The organism is Streptomyces sp. NPDC088387 (genome assembly GCF_044753385.1).
GTDB lineage: Bacteria > Actinomycetota > Actinomycetes > Streptomycetales > Streptomycetaceae > Streptomyces.
The window spans coordinates 473,854-489,190 of the sequence record NZ_JBIVNC010000007.1 but is presented as its reverse complement, the minus strand read 5'-3'; the positions used below and the strand labels follow the sequence as shown (position 1 = coordinate 489,190).

13 protein-coding genes are annotated in these 15,337 nt (G+C 73.5%); 7 read left to right on the top strand and 6 right to left on the bottom strand.

Annotated features, from left to right (window positions below):
* Window positions 1-509 precede the first annotated feature (509 nt).
* Both ACIQAC_RS21620 and ACIQAC_RS21615 read left to right on the top strand, forming a co-directional pair.
* Window positions 510-1,178 (top strand): transglycosylase family protein, encoded by a 669-nt coding sequence (locus tag ACIQAC_RS21620; protein WP_402193345.1) that lies wholly within the window; start codon window positions 510-512, stop codon window positions 1,176-1,178.
* Window positions 1,179-1,296: 118 nt separating this feature from the next.
* Complete coding sequence (locus ACIQAC_RS21615) at window positions 1,297-1,941, top strand: transglycosylase family protein (protein ID WP_402193344.1); 645 nt, start codon at window positions 1,297-1,299, stop codon at window positions 1,939-1,941.
* On the opposite strand, the gene ACIQAC_RS21610 is transcribed toward ACIQAC_RS21615, so the two are convergent.
* Genes ACIQAC_RS21610 through ACIQAC_RS21600 form a run of 3 tightly spaced genes read right to left on the bottom strand, consistent with a single transcriptional unit; the run spans window position 1,895 to window position 5,906 of the window.
* Window positions 1,895-2,551, bottom strand: a complete 657-nt coding sequence (locus ACIQAC_RS21610) for an ATP-binding cassette domain-containing protein (RefSeq protein WP_402193343.1) — start codon at window positions 2,549-2,551, stop codon at window positions 1,895-1,897. The genes ACIQAC_RS21615 and ACIQAC_RS21610 overlap by 47 nt on opposite strands.
* Entirely contained in the window at window positions 2,548-5,430 is a 2,883-nt protein-coding gene (locus ACIQAC_RS21605; protein WP_402193342.1) for an ATP-binding cassette domain-containing protein, read from the bottom strand. The genes ACIQAC_RS21610 and ACIQAC_RS21605 overlap by 4 nt, the downstream gene beginning before the upstream one ends.
* Entirely contained in the window at window positions 5,430-5,906 is a 477-nt protein-coding gene (locus ACIQAC_RS21600) for a hypothetical protein (protein WP_402193340.1), read from the bottom strand. The genes ACIQAC_RS21605 and ACIQAC_RS21600 overlap by 1 nt, the downstream gene beginning before the upstream one ends.
* Before the next feature lie 130 nt (window positions 5,907-6,036).
* Between ACIQAC_RS21600 and ACIQAC_RS21595 the strand changes: the two genes are divergently transcribed.
* Window positions 6,037-6,651 (top strand): hypothetical protein, encoded by a 615-nt coding sequence (locus ACIQAC_RS21595; RefSeq protein ID WP_402193338.1) that lies wholly within the window; start codon window positions 6,037-6,039, stop codon window positions 6,649-6,651.
* Entirely contained in the window at window positions 6,617-7,924 is a 1,308-nt protein-coding gene (locus ACIQAC_RS21590) for an ABC transporter substrate-binding protein (RefSeq protein ID WP_402193337.1), read from the top strand. Before ACIQAC_RS21595 ends, ACIQAC_RS21590 begins: the two co-directional genes overlap by 35 nt.
* 80 nt (window positions 7,925-8,004) lie before the next feature.
* On the opposite strand, the gene ACIQAC_RS21585 is transcribed toward ACIQAC_RS21590, so the two are convergent.
* Window positions 8,005-9,165 (bottom strand): epoxide hydrolase family protein, encoded by a 1,161-nt coding sequence (locus ACIQAC_RS21585; protein WP_402193336.1) that lies wholly within the window; start codon window positions 9,163-9,165, stop codon window positions 8,005-8,007.
* 62 nt (window positions 9,166-9,227) lie between these two features.
* Here ACIQAC_RS21585 and ACIQAC_RS21580 point away from each other — a divergent pair, with 62 nt between their 5' ends.
* Together ACIQAC_RS21580 and ACIQAC_RS21575 are read left to right on the top strand one after the other, a co-directional pair.
* The gene (locus ACIQAC_RS21580; protein ID WP_402193334.1) at window positions 9,228-10,256 is read left to right on the top strand and encodes a helix-turn-helix transcriptional regulator; all 1,029 of its coding nucleotides are present in this window, start codon (window positions 9,228-9,230) and stop codon (window positions 10,254-10,256) included.
* Window positions 10,257-10,622: 366 nt separating this feature from the next.
* Window positions 10,623-10,838: an I78 family peptidase inhibitor gene (locus tag ACIQAC_RS21575; protein WP_402193332.1), complete on the top strand. Its 216-nt coding sequence runs from the start codon at window positions 10,623-10,625 to the stop codon at window positions 10,836-10,838.
* Window positions 10,839-10,952: 114 nt separating this feature from the next.
* Here the strand turns inward: ACIQAC_RS21575 and ACIQAC_RS21570 are convergent, their stop codons facing one another.
* Together ACIQAC_RS21570 and ACIQAC_RS21565 are read right to left on the bottom strand one after the other, a co-directional pair.
* A complete protein-coding gene (locus tag ACIQAC_RS21570; protein ID WP_402193331.1) occupies window positions 10,953-11,996 on the bottom strand; it encodes a phosphatase PAP2 family protein in 1,044 nt (347 codons plus the stop codon).
* A 239-nt stretch (window positions 11,997-12,235) separates the two neighbouring features.
* Complete coding sequence (locus ACIQAC_RS21565; RefSeq protein ID WP_402193330.1) at window positions 12,236-13,393, bottom strand: mannosyltransferase family protein; 1,158 nt, start codon at window positions 13,391-13,393, stop codon at window positions 12,236-12,238.
* 261 nt (window positions 13,394-13,654) lie between these two features.
* Here ACIQAC_RS21565 and ACIQAC_RS21560 point away from each other — a divergent pair, with 261 nt between their 5' ends.
* Entirely contained in the window at window positions 13,655-15,256 is a 1,602-nt protein-coding gene (locus ACIQAC_RS21560) for an MFS transporter (RefSeq protein ID WP_402193329.1), read from the top strand.
* Window positions 15,257-15,337: the final 81 nt, after the last annotated feature.

The window sequence follows — 15,337 nt, the reverse complement described above, 5'->3', positions numbered from 1 at the left end:
AGGGGCGGGGCCGGGTGGCTCCCGGCCCGTGGCCCGGGTGGTCCGGGCCCATGAAGAAGACAACGGACGACCTGTGGCGGGGGTCACGCGCTACGGCGAACGGAACCGAACCATCCGACGCACTCGGTCACACTCGGCGCGGAATCGGACACTCATAGTCAAGTAGTGGGAATGGCAAGGTACTTGCGCCGGTGAGGTGAGTCACAGGTTTTATCGGTGTGTGGTCGACATATCGCGAAATCAGCGAATGAAATGGGTGGCCGAAAAGCGCCGATACCCTGAGTAACAGTCAACTGGCCTCGGACGACCCGGAGTTGGTTGATCTCGGCCGCCCGGCGTCCGTACATTCCTCCGCCGTGTGCAGCGAGCACCGCTCGGGTACGTCCGCCACCGCACCACCGGCACCACAGCAAGGCCCCCTCGGCGGACGGGACGGAGCACGCCGACCGCGTCGATGCGCGGAAGGCGGGCCACGTCCGGGGACCCCGGGTCCGTGGAGAGGGATCTACATGTCCGATTGTGCCGATACCAGCCGCAACAACGTCCGCAAGACCCGTACGGCGGCCGTGCTCGCCGGAGCCGCCCTGCTCGCCCCGCTCGGGGTGCTGGCCGCGTCCGGCAACGCCGCGGCGGCGGACGACGGGGTGTGGGACCGCATCGCGCAGTGCGAGAGTGGCGGCGACTGGCACATCAACACCGAGAACGGCTACTACGGCGGATTGCAGTTCTCCGCCGGGACCTGGAACGCGTTCGGCGGGTCGGCCTACGCGGCCACCGCCGACCGGGCGACCAAGGCGCAGCAGATCGCCGTCGCCACCAAGGTCCAGCGCGCCCAGGGCTGGGGCGCGTGGCCCACGTGCTCGGCCAAGGCGGGCGCCTACGGCGACGCACCGGCCGCGAGCACCCCGGAGTCCAACGGCTCGGGCAACTCCGGCGGCTCCGGCCCCACGTCGACGAAGTCGACCCCGGCCGAGCAGCCGGCGAGGACGCCGGACCGCTCCCCGGAGCGCACCGACCGGAGTTCCTCGCGCGGCGACTACACCGTCCGCGCGGGCGACACCCTGAGCGAGATCGCCGAGCGCAACGGCACGACCTGGCAGCGGCTGTACGCCGCCAACAAGTCGGTCATCGGCGGCGACCCCAACGAGATCGTGCCCGGCCAGCGCCTCGACGTCTGAGCCGTCGCACCACCGCCCCGACCACGGGGCCCCACCCGGTCCGCCGACCGGGTGGGGCCCCGCGGCGCACCTGGCGCGGCTCTGGGGGCCGCCGCGGCACGCTGCCTAGCGTGTGCCGATGCCCCACCCCAAGCGGACCACGCTCGCCCTCGCCGCCGCACTGCTCGCCGTCGGCGCCCCCGCGGACGCGCACGCCGCGCCACCGCCCCCGGCTCCCGGGCCGCCCGCGCACGTGCCCCTCGACTGCGCCGAGGACCAGTGGCCCTGGGGCTGTGTCGCCGAGTGCGAGAGCGGCGGCGACTGGCACATCAACTCCGGCAACGGCTTCTACGGCGGACTTCAGTTCTGGCACCCCACCTGGGTCGAGTTCGGCGGCCTGAAGTACGCCCCGCGCGCGGACCTGGCCACCCGGGAGCAGCAGATCGCCATCGCCCAGGAGGTGCTGGCCGTGCAGGGCTGGAAGGCCTGGCCGGTCTGCTCGAAGCGGTACGGACTCTCCGGCCGCATGCTCACCGTGAAGCCCGGCGACACGCTCTACTCCCTGGCCCGCAAGTACGGCGTCAAGGGCGGCTGGCAGGCCCTGTACGAGGCCAACAGGGAGGCCGTCGGGCCCCGGCCGGAGGCGCTCAGGGCCGGGATCCTGCTGGTCGTCCCGGAGGGTTCGGCCCGTGCCGGGGATCCGCGGTCGGCGGACGTGGCCCTGTTCGGCCCGCCGCTCACCCCCGAGGAGCGCGCAGCGACCGCTCCGTCGCCTCGCCGCTGAACACCACGGCACCCCGGCGCAGTTCGTACACGAACACCGGACGCGCGCGCAGGGCCGGCGGCAGCCGCTGCTCGGCGACGACCACACACGCGTCCAGGGCGACGAGCAGTTCGTACGTGCGGGCCGCGACCGTCGGCGACATGCCCTGGGCGGGCTCGTCGACCAGAACCACCCGCGCACGTGCCAGCAGGGCCCGCGATACGGCCAGCATCCGCTGCTCACCGCCGGACAGGGTGCCCGCGCGGCGCTCCAGCAATGGCACCAGCTGCGGATAGGCGTCGAGCGCGGGGGCCGGGTCGCGGGCGGCGAGGGCGAGGTTCTCGCGCACGGTGAGCGAGCCGAACACCGCCTGCCGCTCCGGGACCAGGCACAGTCCCCGGCGGGCCCGTTCGAAGGCCGGCACGCGGGTGACGTTGATGCCGTCCCACACCACCGAGCCTTTGGACAGGGGCACCGACCCGGCCAGCGCGCGCAGGACCGTCGTACGGCCGGAGCCGTTGCGGCCCAGCAGGACGGTGAGGCCGGGGGAGGGCGCGACGAGGGACACGCCGTGCAGGGCCTCCAGCGGGCCGTAGCGCACGCGCGCGTGGCGCAGGGCGATGGCGGTCACGACGGGTCCCGGGTTTGGAGGGACGACGGGTCGGGAGAGTCCGGCGTGTCACGGGTGCCGAACGCAGGGCGGGGCGTGTCGGGGACGTGTTCCCGGTGCGGTGTGTCGAGGACACGGCCGGGCGGGCCCGAGGCCACGATCCGGCCTCCCGACATGACGTGCACGACGTCGGCGAGATCGGCGACCAGGTCGAGATCGTGCTCGACGACCAGGAGCGCGGTGCCGTCGGCGGCGAGGGCCTTCAGGACGCGGGCCAGGGCGGCGACTTCGGCGCTGTCGAGACCGGCGGCGGGCTCGTCGAGGAGCAGCACACGCGGGGAGCCGGCGAGCGCACGGGCCAGTTCCACGCGGCGCAGGGTGCCGGTGGGCAGCCCGGCCGCCGGCAGGGTGCGGACCGGTCCGTCCAGGCCCAGCAGCCGCAACGCCCGCTCCACGGCGGTGGGGTCGGTGATCCGCCCCTGTTCGGCGCCCACGCGGACGTTCTCGGCCACGGTCAGGGTCGGGAACACCGCCAGCTGCTGGAAGGTACGCGCGATGCCGAGGCGCGTCCGCGCGTGTGCGGGGAGCCGCGTGATGTCCCGCCCCTCCAGCGCCACCCGTCCCCGCGCGGGGCGCAGGGTTCCGGCGAGGCAGTGGAACAGGGTGCTCTTTCCGGCCCCGTTGGGCCCGACGACTGCGGTGACCCGGCCGGGGACGACATCGAGACCGACCCCGTCGAGAGCGGTGAAACCGCCGTAACGGGCGTGGAGGGCACGGGTGGTGAGGAGAGGGGTGGGAGGAGGAGCGGTAGGGGCGGTACGGGGTCGGGCGGGGGCCGGCTCGGGCCTGCCCTGTTCAGGAAGGCGGGCGGGGGCTGCCCCTGCTTGCGGGGATGGCGACGGCCCCGCTCCCGAGCGTCCCGCTCCCGCGGATCCCGCCCCTGACACCCCACCCCGCGCGACCTCGCCCCCGGCGTCCCCCACAGCCGTCGCCCCCATCGGCACCACCGCTCCCCGCGCCTCCACCACCTGTGTCTCCACCACCCGCGCGGCCCGCAGTCGCGCCCTCAGCCGTGCGCCCAGCGGCGTCAGCGTCGCGCCCCGTCCCAGGCGCAGCCGGTTCGACGCCGTCCGCAGGGCCTCGTACGGGCCGCCGGGGAACCGGCCCACCAGGACCGCCAGTACGCCGACCAGGGCCGCCGCCACCCCGCCGCGCGCGCCCGCGTCCAGGCCCACCAGCAGGGCCGCGGCGGCCAGCGCGCCGAGGGTGCTGTCCGCGCCCAGCACCACCACCGCCGCGAACCACAGCAGGCTCCTCACCGGGTCGAACGCGCTCGGGTCGAAGGCGCGCACTCCCATGCCGAGCATGCCGCCGCCGAGCGCGGCCAGCGCGGCGCCCGCGACGAAGGCCAGCAGCTTCAGGGACGGCACCCGCACGCCCGCCGCCGACGCCCCCGCCTCGTGGTCCCGCATCGCGGCCAGCGCCCGCCCGGTACGCCCCCGGCGCAGGGCGTGCGCGGTGAGCAGGGCGGCGGCCAGCAGGGCGAGTTCGAGGACGTAGTAGGCACGGTCGCCGTCGAAGCCCGCGGGGCGGCCAAGGGAGAGGCCGGACGTGGCGTAGGGCTGCGCGAAGACGAAGCGGCTTACGCCGACGCCGACCGCGAACGTGGCGAGGGCCAGCGCGAGGCCGCGGCGGCTGATCGCGGGCCGGCCGGTGAGCAGACCGAGCGGTGCGACCAGGAGGACCGCGACGGCCAGCGCCGCCAGCTCGGGCAGGCGGGGCAGGCCGGGGAAGCGGCCCGCGGCAAGCAGGGCCGTGAAGAGGGCGCCCAGACCGGCGTACGCCGCCTGCCCCAGGGAGATCTGGCCGCCGCGTCCGGTGACCACCACCAGGGAGAGCAGCACCACACCGAGCGCGGGCACCTGTACCGACGTGTGCAGGTCGCCGCCCGCGAAGCCGAGCGGCAGCAGGAACAGCACCATGGCTACGATCCAGGCGCCCGGCGGGGTCGGCACCCGCGCGGTGGCCGTACGCGGCAGCGCGTCCCGGGTCCCGGTGCCGGGCAGCACCAGGGCGGCGAACAGCAGTGCCACCACGAACAGGTTGGCGCCGACCGCCTGGAGCAGCGGCTCGCCCCAGCCCGCCGGATGCAGCCGCGTCAGCTGGCTCTGCGCGACCCCGATGCCCAGCGCCACGGCCACCGCGACGGGCAGACTGCGCATCCGCGCGGCGACCGCGACCGCGACGACCTCCATCACGAGCAGCGACATGCCGTACGGGTCGAGACGCACGTAGGGCGCCAGCAGCACGCCCGTCAGGCCCGCCGTGAACGCGCCGAAGGCCCAGCCCGCCGCGGCCACCCGGTCCGCGTCGATCCCGCCCAGCACGGCGAGCCGCCGGTCGTCGACAACGGCCCGCAGCTCGCGCCCGAACCGGGTGAACCGGATCACCGCGGCCACCCCGGCGGCCAGCACCAGCACCACCGCCAACTGCCCCCAGGGATCCGCCGACACCAGCTCCGGCGCGTCGTCCCGGGCCCCCGGCCCCCACACCAGCGTCGCCCCGCCGACCAGCAGCACGAACACCCCGATCGACGCCACCAGGGACTGCGCCGGATCGCCGCCGAGCACCGACAGCGGCCGGAAGACGAACCGTTCCAGCACCACACCGAGCGCCGGCGCCAGCACCACCACGGTCACCACCGCGCCCAGCCACAGCGGCCGGCCCCACTCCACGACCAACTGCCGCAGCACATACGCGCAGACCATCGCGATCGCCCCGTGCGCGAAGTTGAGAACGCCGGTCGCGCGGTACGTCACCACCAGACCGATCCCGGTGAGCGCGGCGGCGCCGCCGACCGACAGACCGGCCAGCGTGAGGTCGTACGTCAGCGACGACATCAGTCGCCGGACCCGCCCGGCTCACAGATCGGGCACGGGCCCAGCTCGCCGCCCGCCAGCACCTTGGCGTCCACCGGCACCGCCTCCGCCTTCCCGGCGACCAGGGGGCAGTCCGCGCGGTGGAACAGCGTGCCGCCCGGCACCATCAGCAGCTCCCCGCTGACCGCGACGGGCGCCACCGCGGGCTGCGCGGATCCGTCGGCGTCGGCGGGCGCGGCGGCCACCAGGAGGCCGTACAGCTCCTCCACGCGTGCGGCGGCGGTCGTGTCGCGGCCGTGGGTCAGCAGCACCGCCCCGGCGACGATCAGCGCGGCGCCGGGGACCGTGCAGGACGCCAGATAGGGCAGCTGGCGTTCCGCGAAGCGCTCGCCGGAGATGCCGTACCAGCCGATCACGCACAGCACCGCGCCCGCCGCGAGCGCGGCCCAGCCGGCCCAGAGGACGGGACGCGGGGACTGCGGTCGGGCTGTCCTCATGGCCGGCTCCCACACGTCATGTGTTGGCTCTATGTCCAAGTCTGCCGATGGCTTGCACTATGCCTTCTGGAAGCTGACCCTGAAAGCACCGGGCGCACTTGGCCCGGACCGACACCCGGTGGTGAGCCAGATGGTTCTCGGGAGCGACCTCAGGCGGCGGCACGCGACGAAGGTGAACGGTCCGAGGACACGCGGACGGGGGACGGCCCTGGCGGCCGCCCTGCTGCTGCTCCTCGCCCCCGCCCTCGCGGCGTGCAGCGACGACACGGGCGGCGGAGGCGACAGCCCACCCCCGACCCCCTCGGTGGAGCGGACGGAGCCCACCCCCGACGACACCGGCGGAGACACCGGTGACCCCTCGGCGAGCGGTCCCGCCGATCCGGCGGCGGCCACGAGAGAGGTCGAGGAGAACTGGCAGAAGTTCTTCGACCCGAAGACGTCCCTGACGGACAAGCGGGCCGTGCTGGAGAACGGCGACGAGATGGCGCCCGTGCTCCAGGCCTTCAGCGGCGACGAACGCGGCGGCCAGGTCCGGGCGGAGGTCGAGAAGGTCGAGTTCACCTCGGCGACCGACGCCGACGTGACGTACAACCTGACCCTGGAGGGCGCCACCGCGCTGCCCGGCGCCGCCGGGACCGCCGTCGAGCAGGACGGTACCTGGAAGGTGTCCGCGAAGACCCTGTGCGCACTGGTCCAGCTGAGCCAGACCGATGCCGCGTCGCAGTCGCCGCTGCCGGGCTGCTGAGGCCGCCGCCGCGGTGCTGCTGCTCGCCCTGGGCACAGCCTGCGGCAGCCGCCTGCCGGAGAGCGACTTCGAGGAGCGGAGCACGGCGACCGGGGCGCCGACGCGGGACGCCGAGCCGCTGCGCGTCGGCATCATCACCAGCGTCACCAGCCCGGTCGGCGGCGACGCCTTCACCGGCCCGCGCGACGGCGCCAAGGCGTACTTCGACCGGCTCAACGCGCGCGGCGGCATCAACGGCCGCCGCGTCGACGTCCGGCTCTGCGACGACGGCGGCAGCGGTGTCGGCAACAACGAGTGCGTGCACAAGCTGATCGACGAGGAGAAGGTCGTCGCGCTGGTCGCCACCACCGCGCTCGACTACGCCGGCGCCTCCCGCGTCTCCCACGCGCGCGTGCCCGACATCGGCGGCCAGCCCATCGGCGCCGCCTACGACACCTGGCCGCACCTGTACGGCATCTACGGCAGCCTCGCGCCCCGCGACGGCACCCCCGGCTGGGGCGGACAGCTGTACGGCGGCACCGAGGTCTACCGGTACTTCAAGCGCGAGCACGGCGCCCGCACCGCCGCCGTCGTCTCGTACAACCAGGCCTCCTCCGCCGCCTACGCGCGTCTGGTCGAGCGCGGTCTGCGCGCGGAGGGCTACAAGGTGGTCACCGAGCAGGTCGACTTCGCGCTGCCCAACTTCCGCGCGGTGGCGGCCGATCTGAAGGAGCAGGGCGCCGACCTGGTCTTCGACGCGATCGACGGCCACGGCAACGCGCGGCTGTGCGAGGCGATGGACGAGGTCGGCGCCGACGTCACCGCCAAGGTGACGAACGTACAGAACTGGACGTCGAAGGTCGCCGACGACTACCGGGACGCGCCGCGCTGCCGCAACGCGCTGTGGGCGACGGGTGCGAGCCGCAACTTCGACGACCCGGACGACGAGGCCGTACGGGAGTTCCGTGCGGCGACCGAGGAGCTGGCCTCGCACGCGCAGTGGCAGTTGGAGGGGTGGGCGGCGGCCCGGTGGTTCACGGACGCCGCGCGGGAGTGCGCCACGACCGGAACCGGCGTCACGCGCGCGTGCGTCGACGAGCAGGTGCGCGGCAGCGACGGCTACACCGCCGGCGGGCTGCTGCTGCCCGTGCGCTTCGAGGCGCTGCCGGAGCCGCCGAAGACCCGCCGGGCGTGTCTGTCGGTGGCCCGCTGGCAGGACGGCGAGGGCTGGGTGGGCCAGGGGGACATGAACGACACGTGTTTCGAGGTGCCGCAGCTGTCCTGGGAGCCGTGACCCACCAGTCCTGACCCACCAGCCTGACCGATCAGCTCTGACCCACTACCCTGACCGACCAGCCCTGACCCAAGCGGCCGTCAGCGGTACGAGCGGAAGAACTCCCGTACGTCCCCGGTCAGCAGCTCCGGCACCTCCAGGGCCGCGAAGTGCCCGCCGCGGTCGAACTCCGTCCAGCGCACCAGAGTGTTGGCCTGCTCGGCCCAGCGCCGGATCGCCACGTCGTCGCCGAAGTTGGCGACGGCGGTCGGCACCCCGGAGGGCGAGACCGGGAACCAGTCGCCCGAGTGACCGTTCTCGTAGTACATACGGGCCGCCGAACCGGCCGTGCCGGTCAGCCAGTACAGCATCACGTTCGTCAGCAGGGCGTCCCGGTCGACGGCGTCCTCGGGCAGCTCGGCCGACGAGTGCGTCCACTCCTTGAACTTCTCGACGATCCAGGCGAGCTGGCCGACCGGCGAGTCCGTGAGCCCGTACGACAGGGTCTGCGGGCGGGTCGACTGCTGGACGTTGTAGCCGAAGCCGTCGGTGGTGAACCGCTCGATCGACGCGAGACTGCGCAGCTCGCGCTCGTCGAGTCCGGCCCGCTCCTCCTCGGACACCGGGCCGAGCGGGATGAAGCCGACCGACGCGGCGTTCACATGGATCGCGACGACGGACTCGGGTGCGAGGCGGCCGAGTTCGGGGGAGACCAGCGCGCCGAGGTCGCCGCCCTGGGCGCCGTACCGCTCGTAGCCGAGCCGGCGCATCAGCTCCGCCCAGGCCCGGGCCGTACGGCTGATGTTCCAGCCCTTCTCGCGCGTCGGGCCGGACAGGCCGAAGCCCGGCAGGGACGGGATCACCAGGTGGAAGGCGTCGGCCGGGTCGCCGCCGTGCGCGCGCGGGTCGCTCAGCGGGCCGATCAGGCCGAGGAACTCCACGATCGAGCCCGGCCAGCCGTGGGTCAGCAGCAGCGGCAGCGCGTCCGGCTCCGGTGAGCGGACGTGCAGGAAGTGCACGGTCGCGCCGTCGATCTCGGTCGTGTACTGCGGGAACTCGTTGATCGCCGCCTCGTGCCCGCGCCAGTCGTACCCGTCCCGCCAGTACGCGGCGAGATCCCGGAGATACGGGAGCGAGGTGCCGTAGTCCCAGCCCGCGTCCGGCAGTTCGTCGGGCCAGCGGGTCCGGTCCAGGCGGCTACGCAGGTCGTCGAGGTCGGCCTGCGGGATGTCGATCCGGAAGTCGTGCACCGTGGTGTCCATGAGTCCAAAGTAGGGACCCTTGCGGACAACCGCTGTCCGCAACTGCTGCCAGACTTCCTTCCATGCTCGAAACCTCGGCACGACTGCTGCGTCTCCTCTCGCTGCTCCAGGCCCACCGGGAATGGTCCGGAGCCGACCTCGCCGACCGCCTCGGCGTCACCCCGCGGACCGTGCGCCGCGACGTCGACCGGCTGCGCGAGCTGGGCTACCCGGTCAACGCCAGCCCCGGCACCGGCGGCGGCTACCAGCTGGGCGTCGGCGCCGAACTGCCGCCGCTGCTCCTCGACGACGACGAGGCCGTCGCTGTGGCGGTCGGCCTGCGCACGGCCGCCGGGCAGGGCATCGAGGGCATCGGTGAGACCTCCGTACGCGCGCTGGCCAAGCTGGAACAGGTACTGCCGCACCGGCTGCGGCGCCGGGTCGGCGCGCTCAACGCCTTCACCGTGCCGATGCTGCGCGCCCAGCGCCCCGACGCCGTCGACCCGGGGCTGCTGAGCGAGCTGGCGGGGCTGTGCCGGGACACCGAGCGGCTGCGCTTCGACTACCGGGACCACGAGGGCGCCTCGACCCGGCGCAGTGTGGAACCGCACCGGCTGGTCTGCACCGAGCGCCGCTGGTACCTGGTCGCCTGGGACCTGGACCGCGCCGACTGGCGGACGTTCCGGGCCGACCGGATCACCCCGAGGCCCCCGCACGGCCCGCGCTTCACCCCGCGCGAGGCACCCGCCGAGGACCTGGCCGCCTATGTCTCCCGGGGTGTCTCCACGCGCGCGTACGCCGCACAGGCCGTGGTCCGGGTGCTGGCGCCCCTGGCCGAGGCGGCCGGGCAGATCTCCCCGTCCGCGGGCACACTGGAGGCGGAGACCGAGCACACCTGCATCCTGCGCACCGGTGCCGCGAACCTCGACGTGATGGTGATTCACGTGATGCTGCTGGGCCTGGAGTTCGAGGTCGTCGAGCCGCGTGAGCTGACCGACGCGATCACCACGGCACGGGACCGGCTGAGCCGGGCGCTCGCCAGGAACGGGTCGTCCGCGGCGGGCGCGGATCGCACGCCGGGCGCGACCAGCGCCTCCGGAGCGGCGCCGTGAAGCCCGCCCGGCCCGTCGACAGGGAACGGACAGAAACCGTGCGCCGGCCCCGGATTCCGGGTGCGTGTCCGCTTCCCCGGCCCCACCCGGAATCCCGGTGAAATGCCGTACGGGACGGCCCTTCGGGGCGCTTTCCGCCCGGCATTTCGGGGCGCCGGTGCGGCACGCGGGAATTACGTTCGAATGCCTGCGGAACGCGTACGGATCCCCTCGTCCGGGTGAGGGAGTTCCGCCGAAACGCGTGTCGTGATGCTGTGACAAAAGCGTGACCGCCCGGGAACCGGTGACCCTCGGTGTCCGTGTTCCGCCACCGGCGGTCCGACCGGCCCGCTACCGCGCCCGTCGCGCAGCGCCTAGCGTGGCCGTATGGCACGGATACCGACACCCTCCGGGGAACCCGACGACAGCACCGACACCTATGTCGGCCTCGACGCCGACGCGGCCGAGCGCAGCGCACGCGAGCGCGGGTGGTCGACCGTCCGCGCGCTGCCGCCGGGCGCGATCATCACCATGGAGTACCGCGCGGGACGGCTGAACTTCGAGGTCAGGGACGGCCGGGTGACGCGCGCCTGGAAGGGCTGACCCGGCACGGCAGGACATACGAAGGCCCCGGTCCGTTCAGGAGGACCGGGGCCTTCGGGCTGGGCTGGGCGGGCGCGGTGTGTGCGTACCGGGCGCCCGCCGGTTCATGGGTGGTCAGCCGCCGGTCACCGGGCGGGGTGTCGACGCCGTACCGCGCGCGCCGCGGTCGGTCTGCGGGGGGCGCCTGCTGCCCGCCGGGGTGACCGGGGTGCGCTCGGAGCGGGTGGTGTGCGGGCCCGGGGCCAGGTAGACGGGGGTGCGGGCGGTGCGCGGGGCGGTGGAGCCGGCGGTCTCGCGCACCGGGGCCGTCTCGTCCGCGGCGGCCGGGAGTACGGAGGCCGGGGCGCCCACCGGGGCGGGGGTGGGCTCTGCGGCGGGGGCGGTGGCACGCGCGCGGGCGTACAGACGGTCCCGCAGATCGAACAGCACGGCCTCGCAGTGCGCGATCAGCGGCTCCAGCCAGGGCAGGGCGAGCAGCACCAGCAGGCCCGCCGCCCAGCCGAGCAGCACGTCACTGAGCCAGTGCGTGCCGAGGTAGACGGTGGTCAGACCCACGCTGAGGGACATCACGGCCGACAGCGCGGACAGCCAGCGCCGGGCGGCCGGGGTGGAGGCCAGATAGGCCAGGATGCCCCAGGTGACCACGGCGTTCGCGGTGTGGCCCGAAGGAAATATGTCGCTTCCGGCCTGGAACCAGTGCCACATCTCGTTGGAGCCGACCTCGGTCGCGTAGTGCGGGCCCGAGCGGCCCAGGCCGTACTTCACGGCGCCGACCGTGATGTTGAGCAGCAGCAGCGCGGTGCCGAACGCGAGCAGCGGGCGCACGGTGTGCTGGCGCCAGCAGCGCCAGCCCAGCCAGGCGGCGACCATCACGGCGGTCGGGCCGCGCTGGCCGAGGACCACCCAGTAGTCGAGGAAGGCGTGGATCTCCGGCCACTGCTGGTACGGGCGGAAGAGCATGGCCTGCCAGTCGAAGCGGACCAGCCAGGAGGTCGTCACCACCGCCAGGACGATGGTGATGTAGAAGGTCAGCGTCGCGCCGAACAGCACCACCCGGTGCCGCGTCATCCGCGGCACGTCGAGGCTGGGCCGCTCCGGCTCACGGTCCAGTCGGGCGAAGATCCGGTCTAGCCCGGTTGGCCTTGGTTCGGTACGCACCCAATCGACGCTACAGGGAGTGAGGTGTGATTCCGGTGCAGGCAGCGCCTTTGTAATGACGATGTGATGTGGGATTGCTCTCGCGAGGGGTTTATTTCCAAGGAATCCGCAATGCCTCGGACGGGCCGCCTTCAATTCCTTTGATCATTCCAGGGGCAGCGTTTTACCGGGATTATGTATTCGTTCACCAGGACGTGGTGTGGAATTGTCCATGCGCTCACCGTCACGGACGGTGAGCGTCACGGGGGGCCGGAGCCGTTGAGCCAGAACGCCCCGTACACCGCCGACGCCACCGCGACCGCGCCGACCACCGCCGCCGACCTCGGTGTACGCAGCCGGGCCAGCGCCACGGCGAGCGGCAGCAGCAGCGGGAAGGCCGGCATCAGCAGGCGTGGCTTCGAGCCGAAGTAACTCGACGCGCACAGGGCGAGCAGGGTGACGACACCCGCGTACACCAGCAGCGGCAGCGGCTGGCGCTGCCGCACACAGACGGCGTACAGCCGGATCAGCAGGGCGACCCCGACGATCAGGCCGATGCCGGCGAGGGCGGACGGGAACGACGTGAACTTGTCGGCGACGAACCGGGCGAAGGCCCAGCCGCCGTCGAAGCCGTTGCGCCAGCCCGCCTGGACGTCCAGATAACCGAGGGGGCCCTTGCCCGTGTGGTGGCCCACCCACAGGACGTAACCGGCGGCGCCGAGGGGCGCCAGCAGCATGCCGAGGGCGCGCCGCCACGGGGGTGCGCCCGCGTGCTCCTCGGCCCCGCGCTCCCGCAAGAACGACACGATCGCCGCCGTCCAGAGCGCCGCGACCACCGCCAGACCCACCGGGCGGGTCAGCCCCGCCAGCAGGGCCAGGGTGCCGGCCGTGAGCCAGCGGCCGGTGAGGACCGCGTACAGCGACCAGGCGGCCAGGGCCGTGAACAGCGACTCGCTGTACGCCATCGACTGCACGATCCCGACCGGCAGCACGGCCCACAGCAGCACCGCGCACACGCCCACCCGGCGGCCGTACACATGATCGGCGACGGCGAAGACGCCCCAGGCCGCCGCGAGCGAGGCGAGCAGGCTCACGGCAAAGCCGGAGTCGGCGTACGACAGCGGCGTGACCGCGTGCAGCAGCCGCTCCAGCCACGGCAGCAGCGGGAAGAAGGCGAGGTTGGAGTGGACGTCGCCGTTCGCGAGGCGGACCTCGTAGCCGTAGCCCAGCTCGGCCACTCTCGTGTACCAGAGCGCGTCCCAGCGGGCGGTCAGCAGTGTGTACGGGCTCTTGTCGCGCCCGGCGCTCCACACGGCCAGGGCGACCAGGCCCAGGGCGCGCACGGCCGCGTAGCCGAGCAGGGCCGGGGCCGCCCTCGCGAGGAGCGGTCGTGCCACGGGCGTTTCAAGATCGGTCACGGGCTCGATTATCGACGGCGCCCGGAGCCGTACCGCTCGCGGTGGTGTGGAGACGGGTGAGTACGTGGCGTACGCCACATGTCTGTGCAGGACATGTGAGAGGTCCGCCACGCGACGCCCGCACCGACTCGCGTACTCTGACGTGTCACTCGCCGTCCGATGCGCGGGCCGGAGACCACCGCTCCTCTCCGGCCGAGTCTCGGGGGAGTCCCCCACCCCGAGAACCCGCCGATCGCGAGGGAACTTCTGGGAGGTACGTACATGTCCGGGACGACCACGGCCGCCGCTGCGCTGCGCCGTCGGGCGGCCGGGGCCGGTGCCAACCGCTGGGTCGTCCTCGTGGTCCTGTGCACCAGCCTGCTGCTGGTCGCGGTCGACGCCACCGTGCTGCACGTCGCGGTGCCGGCCGTCACCGAGGACCTCAAACCCAGCGCGATAGAGCTGCTCTGGATCGTCGACACCTATCCCCTTGTCTGCGCCTCGCTGCTGATCCTCTTCGGCACGCTCGGCGACCGGGTCGGCCGCAGACGGATCCTGCTCCTCGGGTACGGCCTGTTCGGCGTCGCCTCCGCGATGGCGGCCCTCGCCGACACCGCGCAGGTGCTGATCGTGGCGCGGGCGCTGCTCGGCGTCGGCGGCGCGATGATCATGCCCGCGACGCTGTCGATCCTGCGCCAGGTCTTCCCGAGCCGGCGCGAGCGGGCGCTCGCCATCGGCATCTGGAGCGCGGTCGCCGCCGTGGGCGCGGCCGTCGGACCGCTGCTCGGCGGGTTCCTCCTGGAGCACTTCTGGTGGGGTTCGGTCTTCCTCGTCAACATCCCGTTGATGTTGATCAGCCTGCCGGTGGGGCGACTTCTGCTGCCCGAGTCGACGGGTTCGGACGACGGTCCCTGGGACGTCGTCGGCGCGCTGATGGCGGCGGCCGGACTCTTCGGTGTGGTGCTCGGGGTCAAGCGGCTGGGCGGGGGCGAGGATCCGGGCGGCCCGTTCACGCTGGTCCAGCTCGTCGCCGGCGTCACGCTTCTCGTCCTGTTCGTACGGCGTCAGCGGCGGCGCAAGCATCCGCTCGTCGACCTGCGGATGTTCGCCCGGCCGGCGTTCAGCACGTCCGTCGGGTGCATTGTGCTCGCGATGCTCGCGCTGGTCGGTCTTGAGCTGATCGCGGCGCAGTATCTCCAGCTGGTGCTGGGGCTCTCGCCGCTGGAGACCGGGCTGCGGCTGCTGCCGCTGACCATAGCGGCGATGGCCGCGGGGCTGTTCGGGGCGCGGCTGCTGCGCCGGTTCGGGCCGCGGCGGATGGTGTGCGCCGGGTTCGCGCTCACGGCGTTCGCGGTGGTGCTGCTCACGTCGATGGGACACGCGGACAACGCGCCGCTGCTGCTGAGCGGGTTCGTGCTGCTCGGGTTCGGGCTGGAGACAACGCTGTTCGGGGCGTACGAGTCGATGCTGAGCGAGGCTCCGCCGGAACAGGCGGGTGGTGCGGCGGCGGTCGGCGAGACCTCGTACCAACTCGGGGCCGGGATCGGGATCGCGCTCCTCGGCAGTGTGATGAACGCGGCGTACACGCCCGGGCTTGCGTCCGTGCCGGGGGTGCCGGCGTCCGCGTCGAAGTCGGCGGGGCATTCGCTCGGGGAGGCCTACGAGGTGGCCGACCGGCTCGGTGGGTCGGCCGGGGTGGCCCTGCGCCGGGCGGCGCGGGACTCCTTTGTGCACGGGCTGCATGTGACGTTGCTCGTCAGTGCGGGGTTGCTGCTGCTGGGGGCGGTGGCGGCGTTGCGGTTGCCGCGGGGGATGCAGTGCGAGGCGCCTCTCGCGGAGGTACCGGCGCCCCGTGAGGCCGTGACCCCCCGCGTCCCGGTCTAGACCTTTACCGGCAGGGGCTGGGCCCAGCCGTCCGGGGGCGCCCCGGTCCCCACCCCCTGGACCTCCGTCAGCGTGCGTCGT